Origin of the sequence: Microbacterium paulum (genome assembly GCF_015707995.1) — a bacterium.
GTDB lineage: Bacteria > Actinomycetota > Actinomycetes > Actinomycetales > Microbacteriaceae > Microbacterium > Microbacterium paulum.
The window spans coordinates 16,174-38,471 of record NZ_JAAGRY010000020.1 but is presented as its reverse complement, the minus strand read 5'-3'; the positions used below and the strand labels follow the sequence as shown (position 1 = coordinate 38,471).

22 protein-coding genes are annotated in these 22,298 nt (G+C 71.0%); 18 read left to right on the top strand and 4 right to left on the bottom strand.

Annotated elements, in window-relative coordinates:
- Positions 1-26 precede the first annotated feature (26 nt).
- The 13 genes from G3N18_RS06715 to G3N18_RS06655 all read left to right on the top strand — a co-directional run bounded on the left by G3N18_RS06715 (position 27) and on the right by G3N18_RS06655 (position 11,473).
- Positions 27-962, top strand: coding sequence for a metal ABC transporter solute-binding protein, Zn/Mn family (locus tag G3N18_RS06715; protein WP_196383538.1), 936 nt, complete (start codon positions 27-29; stop codon positions 960-962).
- A complete protein-coding gene (locus G3N18_RS06710; protein ID WP_196383537.1) occupies positions 959-1,822 on the top strand; it encodes an ATP-binding cassette domain-containing protein in 864 nt (287 codons plus the stop codon). The genes G3N18_RS06715 and G3N18_RS06710 overlap by 4 nt, the downstream gene beginning before the upstream one ends.
- On the top strand, positions 1,819-2,676 hold the full coding sequence (locus tag G3N18_RS06705; RefSeq protein ID WP_196383536.1) for a metal ABC transporter permease: 858 nt from the start codon (positions 1,819-1,821) through the stop codon (positions 2,674-2,676). Before G3N18_RS06710 ends, G3N18_RS06705 begins: the two co-directional genes overlap by 4 nt.
- An 85-nt stretch (positions 2,677-2,761) precedes the next feature.
- On the top strand, positions 2,762-3,229 hold the full coding sequence (locus G3N18_RS06700) for a Fur family transcriptional regulator (RefSeq protein WP_196383535.1): 468 nt from the start codon (positions 2,762-2,764) through the stop codon (positions 3,227-3,229).
- 67 nt (positions 3,230-3,296) lie between these two features.
- A complete protein-coding gene (locus G3N18_RS06695) occupies positions 3,297-4,256 on the top strand; it encodes a permease (protein ID WP_420827082.1) in 960 nt (319 codons plus the stop codon).
- On the top strand, positions 4,249-5,187 hold the full coding sequence (locus G3N18_RS06690) for a TIGR03943 family putative permease subunit (RefSeq protein WP_268932583.1): 939 nt from the start codon (positions 4,249-4,251) through the stop codon (positions 5,185-5,187). Before G3N18_RS06695 ends, G3N18_RS06690 begins: the two co-directional genes overlap by 8 nt.
- A complete protein-coding gene (locus G3N18_RS06685; RefSeq protein WP_196383533.1) occupies positions 5,177-6,592 on the top strand; it encodes a hypothetical protein in 1,416 nt (471 codons plus the stop codon). Before G3N18_RS06690 ends, G3N18_RS06685 begins: the two co-directional genes overlap by 11 nt.
- Positions 6,589-7,305: a DNA-3-methyladenine glycosylase gene (locus tag G3N18_RS06680; protein WP_196383547.1), complete on the top strand. Its 717-nt coding sequence runs from the start codon at positions 6,589-6,591 to the stop codon at positions 7,303-7,305. The genes G3N18_RS06685 and G3N18_RS06680 overlap by 4 nt, the downstream gene beginning before the upstream one ends.
- 137 nt (positions 7,306-7,442) lie before the next feature.
- A complete protein-coding gene (rpmB, locus tag G3N18_RS06675; RefSeq protein ID WP_124291907.1) occupies positions 7,443-7,679 on the top strand; it encodes a 50S ribosomal protein L28 in 237 nt (78 codons plus the stop codon).
- Positions 7,679-7,849, top strand: a complete 171-nt coding sequence (rpmG, locus tag G3N18_RS06670) for a 50S ribosomal protein L33 (RefSeq protein ID WP_005051772.1) — start codon at positions 7,679-7,681, stop codon at positions 7,847-7,849. Before rpmB ends, rpmG begins: the two co-directional genes overlap by 1 nt.
- A gap of 4 nt (positions 7,850-7,853) precedes the next feature.
- On the top strand, positions 7,854-8,159 hold the full coding sequence (rpsN, locus tag G3N18_RS06665; protein ID WP_005051773.1) for a 30S ribosomal protein S14: 306 nt from the start codon (positions 7,854-7,856) through the stop codon (positions 8,157-8,159).
- Between the two features lie 884 nt (positions 8,160-9,043).
- A complete protein-coding gene (locus G3N18_RS06660; protein WP_196324560.1) occupies positions 9,044-9,322 on the top strand; it encodes an HU family DNA-binding protein in 279 nt (92 codons plus the stop codon).
- Between the two features lie 156 nt (positions 9,323-9,478).
- The gene (locus G3N18_RS06655) at positions 9,479-11,473 is read left to right on the top strand and encodes a bifunctional copper resistance protein CopD/cytochrome c oxidase assembly protein (protein WP_338038340.1); all 1,995 of its coding nucleotides are present in this window, start codon (positions 9,479-9,481) and stop codon (positions 11,471-11,473) included.
- Positions 11,474-11,519: 46 nt separating this feature from the next.
- Here the strand turns inward: G3N18_RS06655 and G3N18_RS06650 are convergent, their stop codons facing one another.
- On the bottom strand, positions 11,520-12,608 hold the full coding sequence (locus G3N18_RS06650; protein WP_338038339.1) for a hypothetical protein: 1,089 nt from the start codon (positions 12,606-12,608) through the stop codon (positions 11,520-11,522).
- 60 nt (positions 12,609-12,668) lie between these two features.
- On the opposite strand from G3N18_RS06650, the gene G3N18_RS06645 reads away from it, so the two are divergent.
- Complete coding sequence (locus G3N18_RS06645; protein ID WP_196383532.1) at positions 12,669-14,057, top strand: ATP-dependent DNA helicase; 1,389 nt, start codon at positions 12,669-12,671, stop codon at positions 14,055-14,057.
- Between the two features lie 36 nt (positions 14,058-14,093).
- Here the strand turns inward: G3N18_RS06645 and G3N18_RS06640 are convergent, their stop codons facing one another.
- Together G3N18_RS06640 and G3N18_RS06635 are read right to left on the bottom strand one after the other, a co-directional pair.
- The gene (locus G3N18_RS06640; protein WP_196383531.1) at positions 14,094-14,771 is read right to left on the bottom strand and encodes a biliverdin-producing heme oxygenase; all 678 of its coding nucleotides are present in this window, start codon (positions 14,769-14,771) and stop codon (positions 14,094-14,096) included.
- Positions 14,772-14,847: 76 nt separating this feature from the next.
- Positions 14,848-15,159: a DUF2470 domain-containing protein gene (locus G3N18_RS06635; RefSeq protein WP_196324563.1), complete on the bottom strand. Its 312-nt coding sequence runs from the start codon at positions 15,157-15,159 to the stop codon at positions 14,848-14,850.
- A gap of 124 nt (positions 15,160-15,283) precedes the next feature.
- On the opposite strand from G3N18_RS06635, the gene G3N18_RS06630 reads away from it, so the two are divergent.
- Together G3N18_RS06630 and G3N18_RS06625 are read left to right on the top strand one after the other, a co-directional pair.
- The gene (locus G3N18_RS06630; protein ID WP_230403937.1) at positions 15,284-16,537 is read left to right on the top strand and encodes a serine hydrolase domain-containing protein; all 1,254 of its coding nucleotides are present in this window, start codon (positions 15,284-15,286) and stop codon (positions 16,535-16,537) included.
- Positions 16,534-17,421 (top strand): EamA family transporter, encoded by an 888-nt coding sequence (locus G3N18_RS06625; RefSeq protein WP_338038335.1) that lies wholly within the window; start codon positions 16,534-16,536, stop codon positions 17,419-17,421. The genes G3N18_RS06630 and G3N18_RS06625 overlap by 4 nt, the downstream gene beginning before the upstream one ends.
- 23 nt (positions 17,422-17,444) lie before the next feature.
- Here G3N18_RS06625 and G3N18_RS06620 read toward each other — a convergent pair whose 3' ends face one another.
- Positions 17,445-19,580, bottom strand: coding sequence for an alpha-galactosidase (locus G3N18_RS06620; RefSeq protein ID WP_196383530.1), 2,136 nt, complete (start codon positions 19,578-19,580; stop codon positions 17,445-17,447).
- A gap of 110 nt (positions 19,581-19,690) precedes the next feature.
- Between G3N18_RS06620 and G3N18_RS06615 the strand changes: the two genes are divergently transcribed.
- Together G3N18_RS06615 and G3N18_RS06610 are read left to right on the top strand one after the other, a co-directional pair.
- Positions 19,691-20,722 (top strand): LacI family DNA-binding transcriptional regulator, encoded by a 1,032-nt coding sequence (locus G3N18_RS06615; RefSeq protein ID WP_196383529.1) that lies wholly within the window; start codon positions 19,691-19,693, stop codon positions 20,720-20,722.
- A 172-nt stretch (positions 20,723-20,894) separates the two neighbouring features.
- Positions 20,895-22,220: an ABC transporter substrate-binding protein gene (locus G3N18_RS06610; RefSeq protein ID WP_230403938.1), complete on the top strand. Its 1,326-nt coding sequence runs from the start codon at positions 20,895-20,897 to the stop codon at positions 22,218-22,220.
- Positions 22,221-22,298: the final 78 nt, after the last annotated feature.

The window sequence follows — 22,298 nt, the reverse complement described above, 5'->3', positions numbered from 1 at the left end:
TTATCAATAGTGTTTAGATGGACGCCATGACCCGACGAATCCTCGCTCCCCTCGCGCTCGCCGCGGCATCCGTGCTCGCCCTCGCCGGATGCGCGGGGTCCGCAGGCCCGGCCGCCACGAGCGATGACGGAAAGCTCCAGGTCGTCGCCTCGACGAACGTCTACGGCGACATCGCGTCGGCGATCGGGGGAGACCTTATCGACGTCCAGTCGATCATCACGTCGTTCGCGCAGGATCCGCACTCCTACGAGGCATCCGCCCGCGACCAGCTCACCGTCTCGCGCGCCGGACTCATCATCGAGAACGGCGGCGGCTATGACGCCTTCATGGACGCCATCATCGAATCCAGCGGCACCGAAGCGCCGGTGATCACGGCCGTCGAATTTTCGCACGACTGGCCGGGCAACGACGGGCACGGTGACCACGACCACGTCGAGGGGTTCAACGAGCACGTCTGGTACGACCCGCACACCATCGCGCACGTCGCGGAGGACATCGCGCACGAGCTCGGCGAGCTGGATGCCGCGAACGCGGCCACCTACCAGGCGAACTACGAGACGTTCGCCGCGGGGATCGAAGGCATCGAGGGAAGCCTCGACGCCCTGAAGGCCCAGCACGCGGGGGAGAAGGTGTTCGTCACCGAGCCCGTGCCGCTCTACCTCACAGCCGCCGCCGGGCTCGAGAACGCGACGCCCGCCGCTTTCAGCGAAGCCGTCGAAGAGGGGCAGGACGTTCCGGCCGCGACGCTTCTGGACGCCGGCCGGATCATCTCGTCGGGTGACGTGCGCGTGCTCATCGTGAACGCCCAGACCGGCGGAGCGGAGACCGACGAGGTGATCTCGAAGGCGAAAGCCGCAGGTATCCCCGTGCTCGAGTTCACCGAGCTCGTGCCCGATGGCGACACCTACCTCACCTGGATGCAAGCGAACGTCGCAGCGCTCGCGGATACGCTGGCCCGGTGACTCCCCCAACCGCCCGCGACGCTGGGCCCGACCGCGACGCGCCCCCCGTGCTGCAGATCCGAGGCGCGGCTCTGCGCCGGGGCGAACGCACACTGTGGTCGGGCCTCGACCTCGACGTGGCGCCCGGCGAGCTGATCGCGGTGCTCGGGCCGAGCGGATCTGGCAAGACGACGCTCCTCCGGGCGATCCTCGGGATCGAGCCGCTCAGCGAGGGCACGATCACCGCGCTCGGGCAGCCCGTGCGTCCCGGCGGCCACGGACGCAAGGGCAACCGTCACATCGGCTACCTGCCGCAGGCGCGCCCGTTGCCCCTCGACACGGCGATGCGCGGGCGCGACCTCGTCGCGCTCGGTGTCGACGGTCACCGGTTCGGACTGCCGATCACCCGGCGCGCCGACCGCGAGCGCATCGACACCCTGATCGACGCGGTGGGCGCGCGCTCGTTCGCGAACGACCCCGTCGGGGTGCTCTCGGGCGGTGAGCAGCAGCGCCTGCGCGTCGGTCAGGCGCTCGCCGACGACCCCCGGCTGCTGCTGTGCGACGAGCCGCTCACGAGCCTCGACCTCGCCAACCAGCAGGCCGTCGTCCGGCTGATCGACGAGCACCGGCGCACCGGTGCCGGCGTGCTGCTCGTGACCCACGACATCAATCCCGTGCTGGGCCAGGTCGATCGGATCCTCTACCTCGCGAACGGCCGCTTCACCCTCGGCGCCCCGAAGGACGTGCTCACCTCGCCCGTCCTCACCGACCTGTACGGCGCGCCCGTGTTCGTGCTGCGCGCGGGCGACCGGCTCGTCGTCGTGGGAGCGCCGGATGCCGAGGCATCCCACCACCATCACGATCACGGAGACCTCTCGTGAACTGGTCTGACATCGGCGACGCGATGTTCGGCGGCCTGCCGGACTACGCCGAGATCCTCGTGCTCGTCTCGAACTCGGTGTGGGCGGGCGCCGTGCTCGGGCTCGTCGGCGGGCTCATCGGCGTGTTCGTGATGCAGCGCGACATGGCCTTCGCCGTGCACGGCATCAGCGAACTGTCGTTCGCGGGCGCCGCGGCGGCGCTGCTGTTCGGGTTCGACGTCGTCACCGGGTCGATCGTCGGCTCGCTCATTGCGGCCGCGCTCATCGGGGTGCTCGGCGCGCGGGCCCGCGACCGCAACTCGATCATCGGCGTGCTCATGCCATTCGGCCTGGGACTCGGCGTCCTCTTCCTCTCGCTCTACAACGGGCGCAGCGCCAACCGGTTCTCGCTGCTGACCGGCCAGATCGTCTCGGTGCAGAATGCCCAGCTCGGCTGGCTGATCGTGATCTGCGGGTTCGTGCTGGTCGCCCTGCTGATGATCTGGCGCCCCCTCCGCTTCGACTCGCTCGACCCGCAGTCCGCCGCTGCGCGGGGCGTGCCGACCGTCGCCGTGTCTCTCGGGTTCATGCTGCTGCTCGGGCTCGTCGTCGCCGTCGCGGTGCACATCATCGGGGCGCTCCTCGTGATGGCGCTCGTGGTCACACCCGCCGCCGCGGCCGCACGCGTCACGAGCGGAGCGATCGCGCTGCCGCTGCTGGCGGCGGGCTTCGGGCTGGTCTCGGCGGTCGGAGGCATCCTGCTCGCCGTCATGGGGACGCTCCCGGTCAGCCCCTACATCACGACCCTCTCGTTCGCGATCTACGTCGTGTGCCGCGCCCTCGGCGCGCGGCGCGGCCGCGTCGTGCGCGCCTGACGGGTCGGGGAGAGCGCGCCGGCGCACCGCGAAGAGCGCGCCGGCGCCCAGCCCACTCCAAGACCCCGGCGATAGGATTCCCGCCATGGCCCAGCGCAACACCTGGCAGCGCGATCGCGTGCGCGAGGCCCTCGGCGACGCTCCGGGCTTCGTGAGCGCGCAGGATCTGCACGCCGCTCTGCGGCAGGACAACACCGGCATCGGGCTCGCGACCGTCTACCGCACCCTCGCGACCCTCGCCGCGAGCGGCGAGGCCGACCAACTGCAGAGCCCGGAGGGCGAGGCGATCTACCGCGCCTGCTCGTCGACGGGTCACCACCATCACCTCATCTGCCGTTCCTGCGGGCGCGCCGTCGAGATCGAGGCCCGCGAGGTCGAGGCGTGGGCGCAGCGCACTGCCGCCGCGCACGGCTTCATGCAGGCCGAGCACGTCGTCGACATCTTCGGACTGTGTGAGGCGTGCTCCGTCGCGGCATCCACGACCGCTTCCGTCGCGCAGGCGGCCGCGCAGACCGCCGATGCCGTCTCGGCCGCCCCGGAGACGCGTGACTGAGCAAACGCTCGCACCGCGCACCGCGCGCCTGCAGCGCGATCCGAGGCTGCGACCGACCCTGCTGATCATCGCGGGCGCGCTCGTCGTGGCGGCCCTCGTCGCCCTCGCGCTCGTCTCGCCGGGGCCCGCGCTGCCGACCCGGCTGCAAGACGGCCTGACCCTCTCGATCAGCGTGCTCATCGAGTCGATGCCGTTCGTCGTGCTCGGCGTGCTGCTGTCGATCGTCGTACAGGTGTGGGTGCCGCCGGGCGCGATCGAGCGGTGGATGCCTCGGCGCGCCTGGGCCCGCCGCATGGCGCTGTCCCTTCTCGGCATGCTCGTGCCGGTGTGCGAGTGCGGCAACGTGCCGTTCGCGCGCGGCCTCATGATGCGCGGGTTCACCGTGCCCGAGACGCTCACCTTCCTCATCGCCGCGCCGATCGTGAACCCGATCGTCATCATCACGACGCACCAGGCGTTCGGCTTCGACGACGGCATCCTCATCGCGCGGCTCGTCGGCGGGTTCGCGGTCGCGAACCTCATCGGGTGGCTCTACAGCAGGCATCCCGATCCCGATGGGCTCGTCACGGAGCGCTTCGCCGACACGTGCGCGATCGCGAACGATCCGGATGCCACGGCGCACCTCGATCGCGGTCGGCGGAGCCTCGCCCAGTTCGTCGTCGAGCTGCGCGCGGTGCTGCCCGCCCTGGTCATCGGCTCGGCCCTCGCCGGCGCGGTGCAGGTGCTCGTGCCACGCTCGGCGCTGCTCGCGATCGGCTCGAACCCGGCGCTGTCGATCGTGGCGATGATCCTGCTCGCGATGATCGTGTCGATCTGCTCGAACGTCGACTCGTTCTTCGCGCTGTCGTTCGCATCGACCTTCACGCCCGGGTCGATCGTGGCGTTCCTGCTCGTGGGGCCCCTCGTCGACGTGAAGATGCTGGCGCTGCTGCGCACGACGTTCCGCAGCAAGGTGCTCGTGGGGCTCGTCGTGATCGTCGTGCTGTTCGCCGTCGCCGTCGGATCGGTGGTGAACCTCTTTGCCTGAGCTGCGCTCCCGCACCGCCGCCCCCGTCTCCGCCCCGGCCTCCGACTCGCGAGACGGCATGCAGCGCGCCGGAACACACGCCGCCTCGCGCGCTGCATCGCGTCTCGCGCCGCAGCGGGAACGCCGCATCACGGGGGCGCGGCTGTTGGGTGTCGGGCTCGCGGCGGGGCTCTCGGCCGTGACGATCGCGCTCTGGATGAGCGGGGGGCTCGGGCTCTACATCAACCCGGAGTCGGCGTGGTTCGCCGTGTCGATGGCGATCATCGCGCTCGTCGGCTGCGCCGTGAGCTTCGCCTTGCCGCGCGGCGCCGAAGACGATCACGGCCATGACCACGGACACGCCGCCCCGAAATCGGCGGCCGGTCGTGACCATGACCACGGTCACGGTCACGATCACGACCACGCCGACCACGACCACGATCACGGCGCCCCCGCCGGGTTCTGGGGGGCCGCGGCGACGCTGACCGGAGGCATCCTCGCCACCGGCGTCGTCGCGGCGATCGTGCTGACGCCGCCCGCGACGCTCTCGGCCGAGCTGGCCATGCAGCGCGACACCGGCACGCCGCCGCTCTTCCAGGGCGCCGACACGGTCGCCCTCGCCTCGACGGGCGACACCGCCAACTTCGGGGTCGGCGAGTGGGCGAGCGTGTTCGCGACCGCGACGAACCCCGAGGCGTTCGACGGCGACCAGGTCACCCTCACCGGGTTCGCGACCCCCGCCGACGGCGGGTTCGCGCTCACCCGACTGGTGATCACGCACTGCGTCATCGACGCGCAGCCGGCGAGCGTCGCGATCTCGACAGGCGACGGCGTCGAGACCGGTCAGTGGGTCACCGTCACCGGCACGATCCGCGACGACGACGGGCGCCTGACCGTGCATCCGTCGTCGGTCGAGCGGATCGACCAGCCGAAGGACCCGTATGAGTACTGACGCGGGCACCCGCCGCGCGCGCACCCGCCGCCGCCGCTCGCGGGCCTTCCTCGTGGCGTTCGCCGTGGTGATCGCCGTGCTCGGCGTCGTCGGACTGGCGGGCGCCGCTGTGACGACGGCGCAGGGGCCGCGCGTGACGCGCGTGAGCATCGATCCGGATGCCGCGGTCAACGCCGCCGGGTCGCGGCTGATCTTCACGACCACGCAATCCCTCTCGCACGTGCAGCCCGACCAGGTGACAGTGACCCCCGCGGCCGCGTTCACCGTCGACACCTCGGGGCGGAGCGTCGGGGTGCGGTTCGCGCTGCCGCTCTGGGACGACACCGAGTACACCGTGACGATCTCGGGCGTGACGGGTGTGGGCGGCGGACCGGCCACCAACATCACCAAGAGCTTCCTGACCCCTCCGTTGCAGTCGTACGTGCTGCAGCGCGCAACGGGCGGAGACACCGTCTTTCGCACCGACCTCGCGGGCGACGCGGCCGTGCCGGTGTTCACCGATGCGCAGATCGAAGACTTCCGCGCGACGGCGGGCTATCTCGTCGTCTCGACGATGGATGCCGAGGGGCACTCGCACCTCATCGTCACCGACCTCGACGGTCAGAACCCGCGCGAGCTGCCCCTGCCCGGCGAGGGCACGGTCACGAACCTGCAGAGCGCCGATCGCGGCAACCTGATCGGGTACACCTTCACCGACGCCGACGTGGGGTCGGCGGGCGCGCGCGCGAGCGTGCTGTTCACCGCCTCGCTCACCGAATCGCAGTCGAGCGAGGAGCCGACCCAGGTCACGCGCACGGGTGGTGAGTCGCGCGTCGACGACTGGCGCTTCGTGCCGGGCACCGACAGCCTGCTCATGCTGACGTACGACGGCGCGCTCACCCTCGTCTCGCCGTCGGGCGGCGCCCCGGTCGCACTCGGCAACGCCGTCGCGATCACGGGCATCGCGCGCGGCTCGACGACGGTCGTGGTGGAGCGCGTCGACGGCCCGGTCGCGATCGACCTGTCGACCGCGCAAGAGACGGCCCTGCCCCACACCGACAAGGCGCTCGGCCAGGTCAACAGCGTGATCCCCCTCGCCGACGGGCAGACCCTGCGGGTGCTCGCGCTGCTCGACGGCTTCACGGTGCGCTCGACCACCGTGCACCTCGTCGACCAGCAGGGCGCGGCCCGCGCGGTGCTCTCGGTCGAGCCGAAAGACACCCTCATCGAGACGTGCGTGTCGCCGAGCGGCCGCTACGCCACGTTCCTCGTCGCCCCCGACGCGGTCGACAACGCCTACGACGGTCACCAGCTGCCGTTGCCCGAGAAGCTGCAGACCCACGTCGTCTCGCTCGCCGACGGCAAAGAGCAGGTCGCGCTGACCGGGTTCGACATCTCGTGGTGTCAGACCCCGCCGCGCGTATGACCCGCCCCGGCGGCCCCGCCCCCGGCCTCGTGCCCGCGACGCGTGAGGCTCTGGCGGGGCTGCCGGTCGAGGTCGCGCCCCGGCTGCTCGGCGGCGTGCTCGAGGTCACGGTCGGCGGCGAGACGGTGGCCGTGCGCCTCACCGAGGTCGAGGCCTATCACGGCGCCGGAACGGGCCCCGCGCCCGACCCCGGCTCGCACGCGCGGATGGGCCGCACGGCCCGGAACGCCACCATGTGGGGAGAGCCCGGGCACCTCTACGTCTACCTCAGCCACGGCATCCATTCGTGCGTCAACGTCGTGTGCGGCCCCGAGGGCGTGGCGGGCGGAGTGCTGCTGCGCGCGGGCGAGGTGACGGGCGGGGCGGATGCCGCGTTCGCGCGCCGTCCGGCGGCGCGGGCGTCCGGATCGACGCGCGATCTCGCCCGCGGCCCGGGCCGGCTCGGCGACGCGGTGGGCCTGCGGCATCCGATCCACGACGGCATCGACGCGGTCACCGGCCACGAGCAGGCGGGCGCCGTCGCGCGGCTGTGGCTGCCGGCATCCGTCCGCACCGGCATCGCGACCGGGCCCCGCGTCGGGGTGGCCGGCATCGCCGGAACGGATGCCTTCCCCTGGCGCTTCTGGATCGCGGGCGACCCCACGGTGTCGGCGTTCCGCTGGGGGCGCGGGGCCAGGCAGGGTCAAGGCGACACGCCGCGCGTGCTAGACTGACTCTTTGTCTGCGCGCGGAAGTCTCCCTCGAGCGCGCAGTTCGTACCCCACCCACTGAAAATCATCGGTGATCGGGGTGCAGACAAGGGATCTTGGGTGGGGCCGTCCGGCCTCACGGTACAGAAGGAGTAACCACCATGGCAGCAGTGTGCCAGGTGACTGGAGCGGTTCCCGGCTTCGGTCACAACATCTCGCACTCGCACCGCCGGACGAAGCGCCGCTTCGACCCGAACGTGCAGAAGAAGACCTACTACGTTCCTTCGCTTGGTCGCAAGATCACGCTGAACGTCTCGGCTAAGGGCATCAAGGTCATCGATGTCCGCGGCATCGAGTCGGTCGTGAAGGACCTCATCGCGAAGGGTGTGAAGCTCTAATGGCGAAGAAGGCTCAGGACGTCCGTCCGATCATCAAGCTCCGGTCGACCGCCGGCACGGGGTACACCTACGTGACGCGCAAGAACCGTCGGAACAACCCCGACCGCATCGTGCTGAAGAAGTACGACCCGGTGATCCGCAAGCACGTCGAATTCCGAGAGGAGCGCTGATCTCATGGCCAAGAAGAGCAAGATCGCGCGCAACAACCAGCGCGAAGAGGTCGTCGCCCGCTACGCCGAGAAGCGTGCCGAGCTGAAGAAGACCCTCGTCGACCCGAACGCGACTGACGAGGCCCGCGAGGCCGCCCGCGTCGGCCTGCAGAAGCTGCCCCGCAACGCGTCGCCCGTGCGCCTGCGTGGCCGCGACGCCATCGACGGTCGCCCCCGCGGCTACCTGTCGAAGTTCGGCATCTCGCGTGTGCGCTTCCGCGACATGGCGCACAAGGGCGAGCTGCCCGGCGTCACCAAGTCGAGCTGGTAAGCACCCGTTTCGCACGAAGGCCCGTCCCTCCGGGGGCGGGCCTTCGTCGTGCCTCCGACCGCCGACGTTGCATGGGCCGTCAGCCCTGGTTCCCGCAGAGGCGGGCGACGTAATCGAACAGCGCGCTTTTCGCGGCATCGCCACATCCACCCTCCCACCTCGGGTTGCAGCAGCGTCGTGCTCTCGGCGCTCTCGATCCGCACGGCGTCGTCGCCGGTCACCGTCACCTGCACATGCATGACCGCGATCTCCGTCCCGCCCGCGCCTGCCGTCGTCACGTCCGTGAGCGTGACGGATGCGCGTTGCGCCAGCGTCGCGGAGAAGCACGCCGTGGCGAGGTGGCTCGCCACGAAGCCGTACGGGTCCTCCACCGGGTAGTCGGCCGTCGCCTGCTCGGCATCCGCCTTGAAGCTCAGTCGCACGTGCCCGGTCTGCCCGGAATCCCCCGCGTCGCATACGGGGCTCGGCACGGAGAAACTGACGTCTCGCTTGCTCCCGGGAGGCACGGTGAGAGTCCCGGACCACGTCACGGCCCCGGCGAGCCGTGGATCGGCGTAGTCCATCGACGTCACGACGAAGGGATCGGAGAAGACGCAGTGAGGCGGGCGTCGTGTCCAGCCGGCAGAAGGGTACGAAAAAGACATCCTGAACCTCTCACCCCGGCGATCGGTGCACCCGCGGAGAATCTACGCACGGCCGGCCTGTGACGAGGCAGCGCGGCCCCGAACCGCGACACGCCGGTGAACATGGCGCGAAAAGGCTGCAAATCCGCGTAATTCCGGGGTTTCTGGGTATATTCGGGACCGGTCCATCCGACCGACCCGGGCGATCGCCCGGTCCGATGTAACTGAAGGCGGCACACGCTGCCGTCTGGAGGAAACCCCATGGCTATCACCAAGACCGAGCTCGTTGCCAGCATCGCCAGCGCGACGGGCGAGAGCCAGGCCACTGTCGGCCGCGTCGTCGACGGCCTGTTCTCGGCTGTCTCCGAGGCCGTCGCCAAGGGCGAGAAGGTCACCATCCCCGGCTTCCTCTCGTTCGAGACGGTCAACACCGCCGCTCGCACGGGCCGCAACCCCCAGACCGGCGCCGAGATCGCCATCCCGGCCGGCAAGCGCGTCAAGGTGACCGCCGGCTCGAAGCTCAAGGCCGCCGCCAAGTAAGTACTGCGCGACCCTTTCGGAGGGGGATGCCATGTGGCATCCCCCTCCGTCGTGCGTGGGGGACGTGCGGCGGGCGTCGTACAGCCAGCGCCGCATAGCCAGCGCTGTACATCGGTGCCGCGCGAGGGGTCGGCAGGGCCCGCGTAGGCTGGACGGGTGCCCACTCGAGCCCTGCGCGTGCCCCCGATCGCAGGGCTCGCGATCCTCGTCATCGCCGCGGTCGCGGCGATGGTCGGGGCGCTCCTCTACGGCGGGGGCGCGGCGCCGCTGCTGATCGCCGACCCCGGCCCGGTCGTGCGGTGGGGTCTTCCGACCGCGACCCTCGCGGTGAACCTCTCGGCGGCCGGCATGGTCGGCTCGCTCGTGCTGGCCCTGTTCGCGCTGCGCGCCGGTACGCGCCCCTTCGACACGGCGCTCGACGTGGCCTCGGCCGCCGCCGCGATCTTCACGGTCGCGAGCGCGACGGTCGCCTTTCTCACCTTCGTCAACATCTTCAACGCGACGCCCAGCGCGGGCGCCGAGTTCGGCCAGCAGCTCGGCCGCTTCCTCGTCGACACCGACGTCGGCCGGGCCTGGGCGCTGACGACGATCGCGGGTGCCGGGCTCACGGTGCTCACCTTCGCGGTGCGCGGCTGGACGCCCACGCTGTTCGTGACGGCGCTGGCCGTGGCATCCCTCGTGCCGATGGCCACGCAGGGGCACGCGGGCGACGAGGCCGGGCACAACACGGCCGTCGTCTCGCTTGCGCTGCACATCATCGGCGCGGCGGTGTGGCTCGGCGGTGTGCTGCTGCTCGTCGCGCTGCGCCCGCGCCTCGACCGCGACGAGCTCGCCGACGTGCTCGGGCGGTACTCGTCGATCGCCCTCGCCGCGTTCGTCGTGGTCGCCCTCTCGGGCGTCGCGCGCGCCGTCGTCGGGGTGGTGGCGTGGCAGAACCTGCTCTCGCCGTACGGCGCGATCCTCGGCGTGAAGGTCGTGGCGCTGCTCGCGATCGGGGCGCTCGGCGCCGCGTACCGCGTGCGCCTGATCGCGCGCATCAGAACGGATGCCACGGGGTCGGGCGCACGCCGGTTCTGGGGGCTCATCGCGCTCGAGCTCGCCTTCATGGGGATCGCGTCGGGGGCCGCCGTCGCGCTCGCGCGCACCCCGCCGCCGGTCGACACGAAACTGCCCGCCGTGCCGAGCCCCGCCGAAGTGCTCACGGGTGCGCCGCTCCCCCCCGAGCTGACGCCGCTCCGCTGGCTCACCAGCTGGGACATCGACGTGCTCTGGGCCTTCGCCGTCGGGTTCGGCGTGTTCTTCTACCTCGCCGGGGTGTGGCGCCTGCACCGCCGCGGCGACCGCTGGCCGATCTACCGCACGGTGCTCTGGCTCGCGGGCCTCGCGCTGCTGTTCTGGGTGACCAGCGGGTCGGTCAACGCCTATCAGGACTACCTCTTCAGCATGCACATGGTCGGTCACATGCTGCTGTCGATGGCGATTCCGATGATGCTCGTCTTCGGGGCGCCGGTGACCCTGGCATCCCGCGCGATCGCGAAGCGGTCGGACGGCACCCGCGGCGGGCGCGAGTGGATCCTCTGGGGGGTGCACACCCCGTTCGCACGCGTGATCACGCACCCGCTGTTCGCCGCGGCGATGTTCATCGGGTCGCTCTGGGCGTTCTACTACACCGACCTCTTCCGCTGGACCCTGTACGACCATCTCGGGCACGAGTGGATGGTGGCGCACTTCCTCATCTCGGGATACCTGTTCGTGCAGTCGCTCGTCGGCATCGACCCGGTGCCGTACCGCCTGCCCTACCCGTTCCGCCTGCTGACCCTCATCGGCGTCATGGCGATGCACGCGTTCTTCGGCATCTCGATCATGATGTCGACCGGCCTGTTCGTCGCGGAGTGGTTCGGGTCGATGGGGCGCACCTGGGGCGAACCGCCGCTTGTCGACCAGTACGCCGGCGGCGGCATCGCCTGGTCGATCGGCGAGATTCCGACCCTCATCCTCGCGATCACCGTCGCGATCCAGTGGAGCCGGTCGGACGACCGCGCCCAGCGCCGCTCCGACAGCCAGGCCGACCGCACGGGCGACGCCGAGCTCGAGGAGTACAACGCCCGCCTGCAGGCCCTCGCCGACCGCGATACGCGCGCGCGGCGCTGACCGCCCGCCGAGCCAGCTCGCCCGGTGGGCGAGCGGGAGGCATCCGTCAGCTGCCGTCGGTGATCTGAATGGATGCCGTGCCGTCGGGCAGGATCGTCACGGTGCCCGCCACGTAGAACGGCACCGCCTCGTCGAGGTGGCGCACGCTGCCGTCGAAGATCGACTGGATGTCGACCTGGATGTGGGCGACGGCCGGCACCCGCTCGATCGCCCAGTTCGCACCGTCGGGCACGAGCGAGACGGCCGGCTGCTGCTCCATCGTCCACACCGGGGCGTCTTCGATGCGGTTGCGCACGACGAGGCCGAACGGGCACCCGGTCGGCTGCAGCACCTGCTGGGTCGCGCACTCGGTGAGGAACGCCTCGACCTGCTTCTGCACCGCGTTCTCGAACTCGGCGGTCGGCTGGGTCTGCAGATCGACCGGGATGCTCGCCTGCGGTTTGTCGGAGAGCACGGCGACGCCCGGCGAGGTCGACACCGGGGTGTCGACCGAGATCGAATACAGGCCGGGGGAGAAGACGAGCAGGGCGACGGGATCGAGCGGATCGGCGTCGGCTCCCTGGGCCGCCACCTGCCGGGTATCGAGGTCGAACCCGTTCACCGTGAAACGGGTCGCGCCGCGCACCGTCAGGTCGATCGCGGCGAGCGGGCTCGTCGCGAAGCGCCACGTGGGGGCGACTCCCACCCAGCCGGCGCGCTGCACGCGGAAGACGGTCGTCCCCTCGTGCGGCCCGGCCTGGTAGTGCGCGGTGACGGTCGTGATGCCGTCGGCGCCCTCGACGGCGTCGGTGACGCTGGCGTTCGTGAGCGGGGCGAGGGCCGCGGCGCGCAGCAGCGCCTCGTTCGCGTCGGAGGGCAGCCCCGACGCCGTGAGCTGCGACGAGTCGACGGCGACTCCCGGCAGGGTGAGCGCCTCGGCGGCCTGCTTCGACGTCAGCAGGTCGAGGTAGCGCGCGACGAACGCCGACGGGCTGTACAGGTCGCGGTAGAGCACCGCACCGGTCGCGCCGAGCGCCCCCACGAGCAGCACGCCGACGATCGTCAGCGCCGTCAGGTCGCGCGCCAGAGTGCGCCGGCGCTTCGGGCGGGCGCGACGCGAGGCATCCATCTGGTCCTCGTGGTCGGCTCTCGGCACGCGCCCAGTCTAGGAAACGCGGCCTGAGAGGACACGGCATTTCCCTCTACCATGGAACGAATGAGCCTGCCGCCCCTCTCTGCCGAGCAGGAGGAGCTGTTCCGGCTCATCGAAGACACCCGCGAGCACGTCTTCGTCACGGGCCGTGCCGGCACCGGCAAGTCGACGCTGCTGCAGTACCTGGCCTGGAACACCGAGAAGCAGATCGCGGTGTGCGCGCCGACCGGCGTCGCGGCGCTCAATGTCGAGGGGCAGACGATCCACTCGCTGTTCCGACTGCCGATCGGGCTGATCGCCGACAGCGAGCTCGAGCAGTCGGAGCCCGCCCGCAAGATCCTGAACGCGATCGACACGCTCGTCATCGACGAGATCTCGATGGTGAACGCCGACGTGATGGATGCCATCGACCGCTCGCTCCGTCAGGCGCGGCGCCGGCGCTCCGAGCCGTTCGGCGGGGTGCAGATCGTCATGTTCGGCGACCCGTACCAGCTGGCCCCGGTGCCGCCGCGCGGCGACGAGCGCAAGTACGTCGACGACCACTACCGCTCGTTCTGGTTCTTCGACGCCCAGGTGTGGGCGGGGCCGCGGCCCGACGGCGGCGCGATCCGCTCCGACGGGCTGCTCGACCTCGGGCGGGTGGGGGCGCCGCTGAACATCCGCGAGCTCCGCGAGATCCACCGGCAGTCAGACGACGGGTTCAAAGCCATGCTCAACGCCGTGCGGTACGGCGTGGTGACGGCCGAGATCGCCGGCGCGCTGAATGCGGCGGGTGCGCGGCCGGTGCCCGAACCCGCCGAGGGTGAGCCGCCGATCATCACGCTCGCGACGCGCAACGACATCGTGAACCGCATCAACCAGCGTCACCTCGATGCCCTGACGGGGCCGGTGCAGACCGCGCGCGCCGACATCTCGGGCGACTTCGGCCGCGGCGAGACGGGCTACCCCGCCGATGCCGAACTGCAGCTGAAGGTCGGGGCGCAGGTGATGTTCCTGCGCAACGACGTCGGGTCGTACGGGGCCGCGGGCGGCGGCGGACCGCGCTGGGTGAACGGCTCGATCGGCACGGTCACGCGCATCGCAGGCGGCACGGTGCGGGTCGAGCTCGACGGCGAGGAGCACGACGTCGAACCGGCGGTATGGGAGAGGTTCCGCTACGCGTACGACCCCGCGACGCGCAAGCTCTCGCGCGACATCGTCGCCGAGTTCACGCAGTTCCCGCTGCGCCTCGCGTGGGCGGTCACGATCCACAAGTCGCAGGGCAAGACCTACGATCGCGCCGTGGTCGATCTGGGCTCGGGCGCCTTCGCCCCCGGGCAGACCTACGTGGCGCTGTCGCGGCTGACCTCGCTCGACGGGTTGTATCTGACCCGGCCGCTGCGCCCGAGCGACATCCTGGTCGACGCCGACGTGCGCCGGTTCATGGCCGGCGTGCGGGCATCCGGGTTCTGACGCCGGGCGCGGAGCGGGTCAGGCGATGGTGGCGGGTCAGGCGACGGTGGCGGTGTCGGCGGCGGATGCCGCAGCCTTCGCCGCGGCGAGGTCGACGAACAGGTCGGTGTTCAGCTGGTACGCCAGCAGCACCTCGTCGATGACGCGCTCAGCCTCCGTGGCATCCCACGGCGCGGCGTCGAGCTGCTCGCGATAGACGTCCTTGAACGCGGCGGGATCGGCGATCTCGTCGAACACGTAGAACCCGATGCCGTTCGAGCCGAGCTCGAACTGGCGCGCCATGAGCTTGCCGATGAACTGACCGCCCGAGAGGTCGCCGAGGTAGCGCGTGTAGTGGTGCGCGACGAAGCCGCCCGCCCAGGCGTCGTTCTGCACCTCGCGGATGCGCGCGACGTAGCGCTCGGTCGTCGGCACGGGGGTGATGCGCTCGCGCCAGTCGTCGCCGATCAGGTAGGCGAGGTCGGCCTCGAGGGCGGGCAGGCGCGTGAGCTTCTCGCTGATGAACGGGGCCGCCACGGGGTCGGCGGCGAAGGTGGATGCCGCGGCCTCGAGCGCCTCGTAGATGAACCAGTGCTGTGCGACGAGGGCGACGTAGTCGTCGCGCGTGCCCTTTCCGCGCATGAGGTCGCTCATGAAGCCGGCGCCTTCGCTGCCGGAGTGGGCGGTGCGCGAGCGCTCGCGCAGGGCGGTCGAGAACGAGACGAGGTCGGCCATGACCGTCAGCATAGCTGAAACTAAGGCTCAACTAACCTGAAGGTTTCCGAAGATGTCACTGTGCGTCGAATGCGGCTCAGTCGTGCGGGCGCGGCTCGACGCCGAGGCGCGCGCACGCCGCGTCGTAGAGGGCGACGATCTCGCGGCGCACCTCGCGGCGTTCGGTGATCTCGCCGCCGGGCCACGGCACGCGGATCACGTCTTCGGCGCCGTCGGCCGTGATCACGTGCCACTGACCGGCGGCGCCGTCGAACGTCGTCATCGTCGACGAGATGACGTCGGGGAGCGGCGAGAACGCGCGCGCGATGAGCAGGTTGTCGTCGGTGTGGTCGTCGTTCATGTGGCCGAGCACGCCCGCGAGGGCGGCATCGTCGAAAGTGTGAGGCATCCGTCCAGCCTAGGCACGCGGCCGCCCCGGCCGTGCCGCTGCGGACGGGCGTGCACGATGCCGGGGCGGGCATGATCTACGCTGGTACGGACTATCGGGGGTGGAGATGTCGGCTACGATGCGCATGCGGCGCTGGACCGCTGCGGCGTGCGCGGCGATCGTGGCCATGTCGCTGGCGGCATGCGCTCCCGAGGCATCCAGCGGACTGACGCTGCCCACCCAGGTCGACGCCGCCTTCTCCGACGAGGCGCAGAGCCAGTTGCAGAGCGCGGTCGATCGAGCGGTGGCCGCGTCGGGCGCATCGGGCGCGATCGTCGGCGTGTGGGCGCCGTGGGCGGGAACGTGGCTGAAGGGTGTCGGGTCGATCGAGCCCGAGGGCAAGGCCACGAGCACCGACACCACGTTCAAAGCGGGCACGATCACGCGGGCGATGACCTGCGACGTGCTCTACGGCCTCGTCAAGCAGGGAACTGTCGCGCTGACCGACAGCGTCACCGAATACGTTCCGGGGCTGCCCGGCTACGAGGCGATCACCCTCGGCGAGCTGTGCGATTCGACGAGCGGATTCGCCTCGTATGCGTCGCGGCTCGACGGGCGCTTCATGGCCAACCCGACCCGCAGGTGGAGCCCGCGCGAACTCGTCGCGTACGGCACCGGCACGACCGGCGACGCACAGCCGGGCACGACGTTCGCCGACTCCGACACGGGCTACGTGCTGCTCGGACTCGCCCTCGAGCACGCGACACACCGCACCGCCGCAGATTTGCTCGACGAGTTCGTGTTCACGCCCACCGAGATGGATGCCACGGCGCTCCCCGATCCGACCGCGAGCGCCGACTCGGCCGGCGTCGAGCTGGCGGGACTGTGGACGCCGAACGCCGAAGACGGCAGCGCGGCCTGCACCGCGCCGGTCGACGTCACCGACCTGTCGCCGAGCGCCGGGTACACGGCGGCGGGCGTGGTGTCGGACCTCTCCGATCTCGGCCGATACATGCAGTCGCTGGCGACCGGTGCGCGTCCCTATGACACCGACGCGCGGTTCGAGAACCCGCTGCCGGCCGCCGGCGACGCGCCGTCGTGGTTCACCGCCAAGGGCGGCGTGTACCAGGCGGGCACCCTGATCGGGCAGTACGGCTCGATCCCCGGGTACCTCACGGCCGCGTTCGCCGATCGCAACACGGGCATGACCGTCGTGGTGGTGCTGAACGACTCGCGCGCATCGAACGTGCTCGTGCGCAGCCTCGCGTGGCAGCTGGCCGCGATCGCCTCGAAGCTTCCGGCGGCGTCCGGCCAGACCGCTCCCGAAGCGGGGCTGCCGTGGACCGCCGACGAGATGGGCGCACAGGTCACGGCATCCGCCGTCTGCCCCGTGCCGTGACGCCCGCCGGGCGTGCGGGCGCGTCGCCGCTGCCCGCGGTCGCGCTCGTCGTGGCGGGGCTCGTCTGCCAAGAGGTCGGCGCGTCGATCGCGGTGCTGCTGTTCGCCCAGGCGGGTCCGCTGGGCATGGTGCTGCTGCGGCTCGGGTTCTCGGCGGTGATCCTGCTCGCCGTCACCCGGCCCGGAGTGCGCGGTCACTCGCGGCGCGACTGGGCGGCGGTCGCGGTGTTCGGGGTGGTGCTCGCGACGATGAACGGCCTGTTCTACCTCGCGCTCGAGCGGCTGCCGCTGGGCGTCACCGTCACGATCGAGGTACTCGGACCTCTTACCCTGTCGATCATCGCGGCCGGGCGCGCCCGCGCGTTCGTGTGGGCGGGGCTCGCGCTCGCCGGCGTCGTGGCGCTCGCCGGTGGCGGATGGGACCGGCTCGACGGCCTCGGAGTGGCGTTCGCCCTCGGCGCCGCGGCCATGTGGGCGCTGTACGTCCTGTCGTCGGCGCGGGTGGGTGCGGCGTTCGCGAAGCTCGACGGTCTCGCATGGGCGATGGTGATCGGTGCGCTGGTGGCGGTGCCGTTCGGTGTGGTGGATGCCGGGGCCGCCCTGCTCCGCCCCGACGTTCTCGCGCTCGGTGCCGCCGTCGCGCTGCTGTCGTCGACGCTGCCGTACGCGTTCGAGCTCATCGCGCTGCGGCGCCTGGCGGCGTCGGCGTTCGCGGTGCTGATGAGCCTCGCGCCGGCGATCGCCGCGCTGGCGGGGTTCGTGCTGCTCGGGCAGCACCTCTCGTGGCTCGAGGTGGCGGGGATCGCGCTCGTGATCGTGGCATCCGTCGGCGCCATCCGCGGCGCGGGCCGTGCCGCGGCGGGGGCGGTCGAGCCCGTGGCGTGAGGTTCGAGTGCCGGGCAGCTCGTCTAGACCGCGTCGGCGGTGACGACGACGGCGCGCTCGGGGTACTGCACGGGTGGGCGCAGGCCCGCCGTGCCCGCCATGCGCCCGGTGAGGGTGATGCCGTGCTCGGCCCATTCGAGCGGCGACTGGCCGGGCAGCTCGGGCGCGCCGCCCACGATGCGCACCCGGTAGGTGCGGTCGGGGTCGAGCCCGGGCAGGCGCACACGACCCGGCGGCAGGGCGGCGGTCGAGGCGGTCTGCGCGATCGTGTAGACGCCGCGGGCCCCGTCGGCGGCGACCATGCCGCGCACGTCGATGCCCGGTTCGGTGCCGTCGGCGTTGACCGTGCGGCCCGAGGCGACGAGCTCGCGCACAGACTTCGCGAACGAGACGGCGGCAGAGACCCGGGCGAGGGTCGCCGCGTCGGCGGACGTGAGATCCCACTCGATGCCGAAGTGCCCGAACAGGGCGACGGAGGCCGCGAAGTCGAGGTCGACGGTGCGGTGCGTCGAGTGCACGTGGGGCGAAGTGAGGTGCATGCCCATCATCTCGGGCGGCACGACGAGCCCCGTGTAGCGCTGGTTGCCGAGCCGTTCGGTCGGGTCGAGGCAGTCGCTCGTCCAGATGCGGTCGGTGAGCGAGAGGATGCCGAGGTCGACGCGCGCGCCGCCCGACGCGCACGACTCGATCTCGAGCCCCGGATGCGCGGCTTTGAGCTCACCGAGCAGGCGGTAGAGCGCGAGGGTGTTCTCGCGCACGAGCGCGCGGCCGCCGAGGCCGTCGCCCGCGTCGACGAGGTCGCGGTTGTGGTCCCACTTGAGGTACGCGATCGGGTACTCGGCGAGGAGCGTGAAGAGCCGCTCCTTGATGTACGCGTAGGCGTCGGGGTGGGCGAGGTCGAGCACCTGCTGCGTGCGCGCCGAGGGCGGCAGCGTCGCGCGGCCGCGCAGGATCCAGTCCGGATGCCTGCGGGCCAGCTCGCTGTCGGGGTTGACCATCTCGGGTTCGACCCACAGGCCGAACTCCATGCCGCGGGCGCGCACGTGGTCGGCGAGCGGGTGCAGGCCGTCCGGCCACACGTCGGGGTCGACGAACCAGTCGCCGAGGCCGGCGGTGTCGTCGCGGCGCCCGAGGAACCAGCCGTCGTCGAGCACGAAGCGCTCGACACCCACCTCGGCGGCCCGGTCGGCGAGGGTCAGCAGCGTCGGCAGGTCGTGGTCGAAGTAGACCGCCTCCCACGTGTTGAGCGTGATCGGGCGCGGCCGGGACGGGTGCTCGGGTCGTGCGCGCCACTGCGTGTGAAAGCGGTGTGCGAGCGCGTCGAGTCCGTCGCCCCACGAGCCGTACACCCAGGGTGAGACGTAGTCGCCGCCGGGCGCCAGGCGCCCTTCGCCGGCGAGCAGCAGCTCGCCCGCGAGCAAGTGCGCTTCGCCCGTGACCGCACGCTCGGCGATGACGCGATGGTTGCCGCTCCACGCGACGTGCACGCCGTGCACCGTGCCCGACTCGAAGCCGAATCCGGCAGATCCGGCAGCCAGCAGCAGCGTCGCGTCGGCGCCGGGGCGCCCGCGCCGGCTCTCGCGCACGTGCGACCCGCTCGTGAAGGCATGGCGCTGCGGCGCGCGCTCGCGCAGGTGGTGCCCGGTCGAATCGAGCAGCTCGGTCGCCTCCCACGGAACGGGGAAGGCGAGCAGGGCCGACTGCAGCGTGAAGACGTCGGCGTGGTCGTTGCGCACGGTCATCCGCTGGCGGAGGAGCCCGCCCACGCCCACCTCGAGCTCGACGACGACCCCCAGCCCGGCCTCGGCGTCGGCGTACGAGAGCGCGGCGGTCGTGGCATCCGCGGTGACGTTCTGCAGCGTCAGCAGCAGGCTCGTGTGCCGCCCGTCGCGGTGGCCTTCGATCGCCGGGGTCGCGAGCCAGCCCTCGGCGGGCGTGGCCAGGAGCGACCGGCGGGCGGTCTCGTCGAGGCCGCCCGACACCCGTTGTGGGCGTGAGGCGAGGGCCAGTCCGTTCAGCTCGTCGGCGCCCGCGTCGCCGAGGTCGGCGCCCCAGTGCACGATCACCGGGCGGTCTCCCGCGATGTCGACGACGACGCTCGTTCCGCCGTCTCGGAGATGGATGCAGGCCACGGCGCCTTCCTTTCCTGAAAGATCCATGCGAGCATAACAAAACGTTTTGGTTCGCGGAATGGCTGATGGATGCCGCGTCGCCGCCCGCACGCCGCGCCCCACTAGCCTGAGGTGTGGCCGAAGAAGAATGGGGTGCCATGCCGTCTCGACGCAACGACCGCGCGGTCGGCATCGAAGACGTCGCGCGCGCCGCGGGCGTCTCGATCACCACGGTCTCGCACGCGTTCAGCGGGCGCGGCCAGGTCGCGCAGAAGACGCGCGCGCGCATTCTGCAGGTCGCCGAAGACCTGGGCTACGCGCCCAACCGGCTCGCGAGCAGCCTGCGCACGCGCCGCTCGAACATCTTGGGGTTCGTCTCCGACGACATCGCCACGACGCCGTTCGCGACGCGCGTGGTGCTCGGCGGCCAAGACGCGGCGGCCGAGCGCGACCAGTTGCTGGTGGTGGTGAACTCGAACCGCGATGCCGCGATCGAGCTCGATCAGCTCACGGCGCTCATGTCGGCGCAGGTCGACGGCATCGTCTATGCGCGCATGTTCCACCAAGAGGCGACGAGCCTTCCGCCCCAACTCGGGCGCGTGCCGACGGCGCTGCTCGACACCTCCGACCCCGAGGGGAACATGCCCTCGGCCGTGCCCGACGAGGTGCAGATCGGGCGCCTCGCGACCGAGACGCTGCTGCGCGCCGGCCACACCGAGATCGCGCACCTGACGATCTCCGAGCCGGGCAGCGCGCGCGACGGACGCATCGCCGGGTACTCCGCGGCGATGCAGGCCGCCGGTCAGGTTCCGCGCATCGTGACGGTGCCCGAGCCCGCCGATGCCCGCGCCGGGCGCGCCGCGTTCGCCGAGATGACCCAGGGGCCGGCTGCCGCGGCGACCGGCGTGTTCGCCTTCAACGACCCCATGGCGATGGGGGTGTACCAGGTCGCGGTGCGCGGAGGCATCCGTGTGCCCGAGGAGCTCTCGGTCGTCGGCGTCGACGACTTCGAGCCGGTGGCCGCATCGCTCCTGCCCGGGCTCACGACGGTCGCCCTGCCGCACTACGAGATGGGCCGCTGGGGCGTCGAGACGGTGCTCGCGATGCTCGACGGCGACGAGGTGCCGCACCCGCACCGGCTGCTGCGGGGCACGCTCGTCGAGCGCGAATCGGTGGCTCCTCCGCGCTGAGCGCTGCGGGCGCCGAGTGCTGGCGCCCGTGAGAAATCGCGCGTCCGGCCACCCGTAACGTTCGTTACCATTTCGTTACCCAAAACCTTTTGCGCATGTCGCACCGGCAGAGTACGGTCGGGCTTGCAAAACGTTTTGGGAGATCGACTCCCACGAGAGAACGGAAGTGAAGATGCTTCGACACAGGTTTATCGGCCTGAGCGTGATCGCCGTGGGCGCGATCGCGTTGGCAGGATGTTCGGGCGCCTCGGGCGGCTCGAGCACAGACAGCAGCGGCGGCGACCAGACCGTCACCATCATGGGCGCGTTCACTGACGCGCAGGCCAAGGCGTTCCAGGCCGACCTCGACGAGTGGTCGAAGACGAGCGGCATCAAGGTCACCTACGACGGGAACACCGACTTCCAGACCGCGGTCGTCGCCCGGGCCACCGCCGGCAACCCGCCCGACATCGCGATCTACCCGCAGCCGGGCGTGCTGAAGAGCCAGGTCAACCAGCTGTACCCGCTCGAAGACCTCGGCATCGACGTGGCCGGCATCACCTCCGACGAGGCCAACGGCCTCGGCACGATCGCGCAGATCGACGGCAAGACGTACGGTCTGCCCTACTCGATCAACGTCAAGTCGCTCGTCTGGTACAACCCGGCCGCGTTCGCGAAGGCCGGACTCACCGTGCCGACCACCGACGCCGAGATGACGGCGCTCGAGAAGAAGGTCGTCGACGAAGGCCTCGGTTCGCCGTGGTGCGTCGGCCTCGAATCGGGTGCCGCGACGGGCTGGCCGGCGACCGACTGGCTCGAAGAGTACGTGCTGCGTTACGGCGGCCTCGACGAGTACAACAAGTGGATCACCGGTGACGTGAAGTTCGACAGCGACCTGGTCAAGAAGGCCGGCGACAAGGTGGCCACCGAGCTGCTCGCCGAGGGTCAGGTCAACGGCGGCGGCCCCGCCGCGGCGACCACGTCGTTCCAGACGGCCGGCAACCAGCTGTTCGTCGACGGTAAGGCCAACGGCCAGTGCTTCATGATGCGCCAGGGCTCGTTCATCGCCGACTTCTTCCCCGACAACATCAAGGCCGAGGTGGCCAAGGGTGACCTGTCGAACGTGAACTTCTTCCAGCTCCCCTCGCCCGCCGGCACCGACAACGCCATGCTCGGCGGCGGCGACCTGGTCGGCGCGTTCTCGAAGACGGATGCCACGAAGAAGGTCGTCGAGTACATCACGAGCAAGGACTTCGGCACCAACGGCTACGCCAGCCAGTCGATCTTCCTCTCGCCGCACAACACGTTCGACGCGAGCTCGTACACGACCGAGTTCCAGAAGAACTCGCAGGAGCTGCTGAAGAACGCGACCGTGTTCGGCTTCGACGCCTCCGACCAGATGCCGGGTGAAGTCGGCGCCGGTACGGAGTGGACGCAGCTGACCAGCTGGTTCGCCGGACAGACGACCATGGAAGACGCCTTCAAGGCGATCGACGCTTCCTGGCCCGCCAACAACTAGGCGACCCCGGGTGCGACCGCGGGGGACCCGAACCCCGGCGGTCGCACCCACCCCTCTCATCCTCACAACGACGTCAGG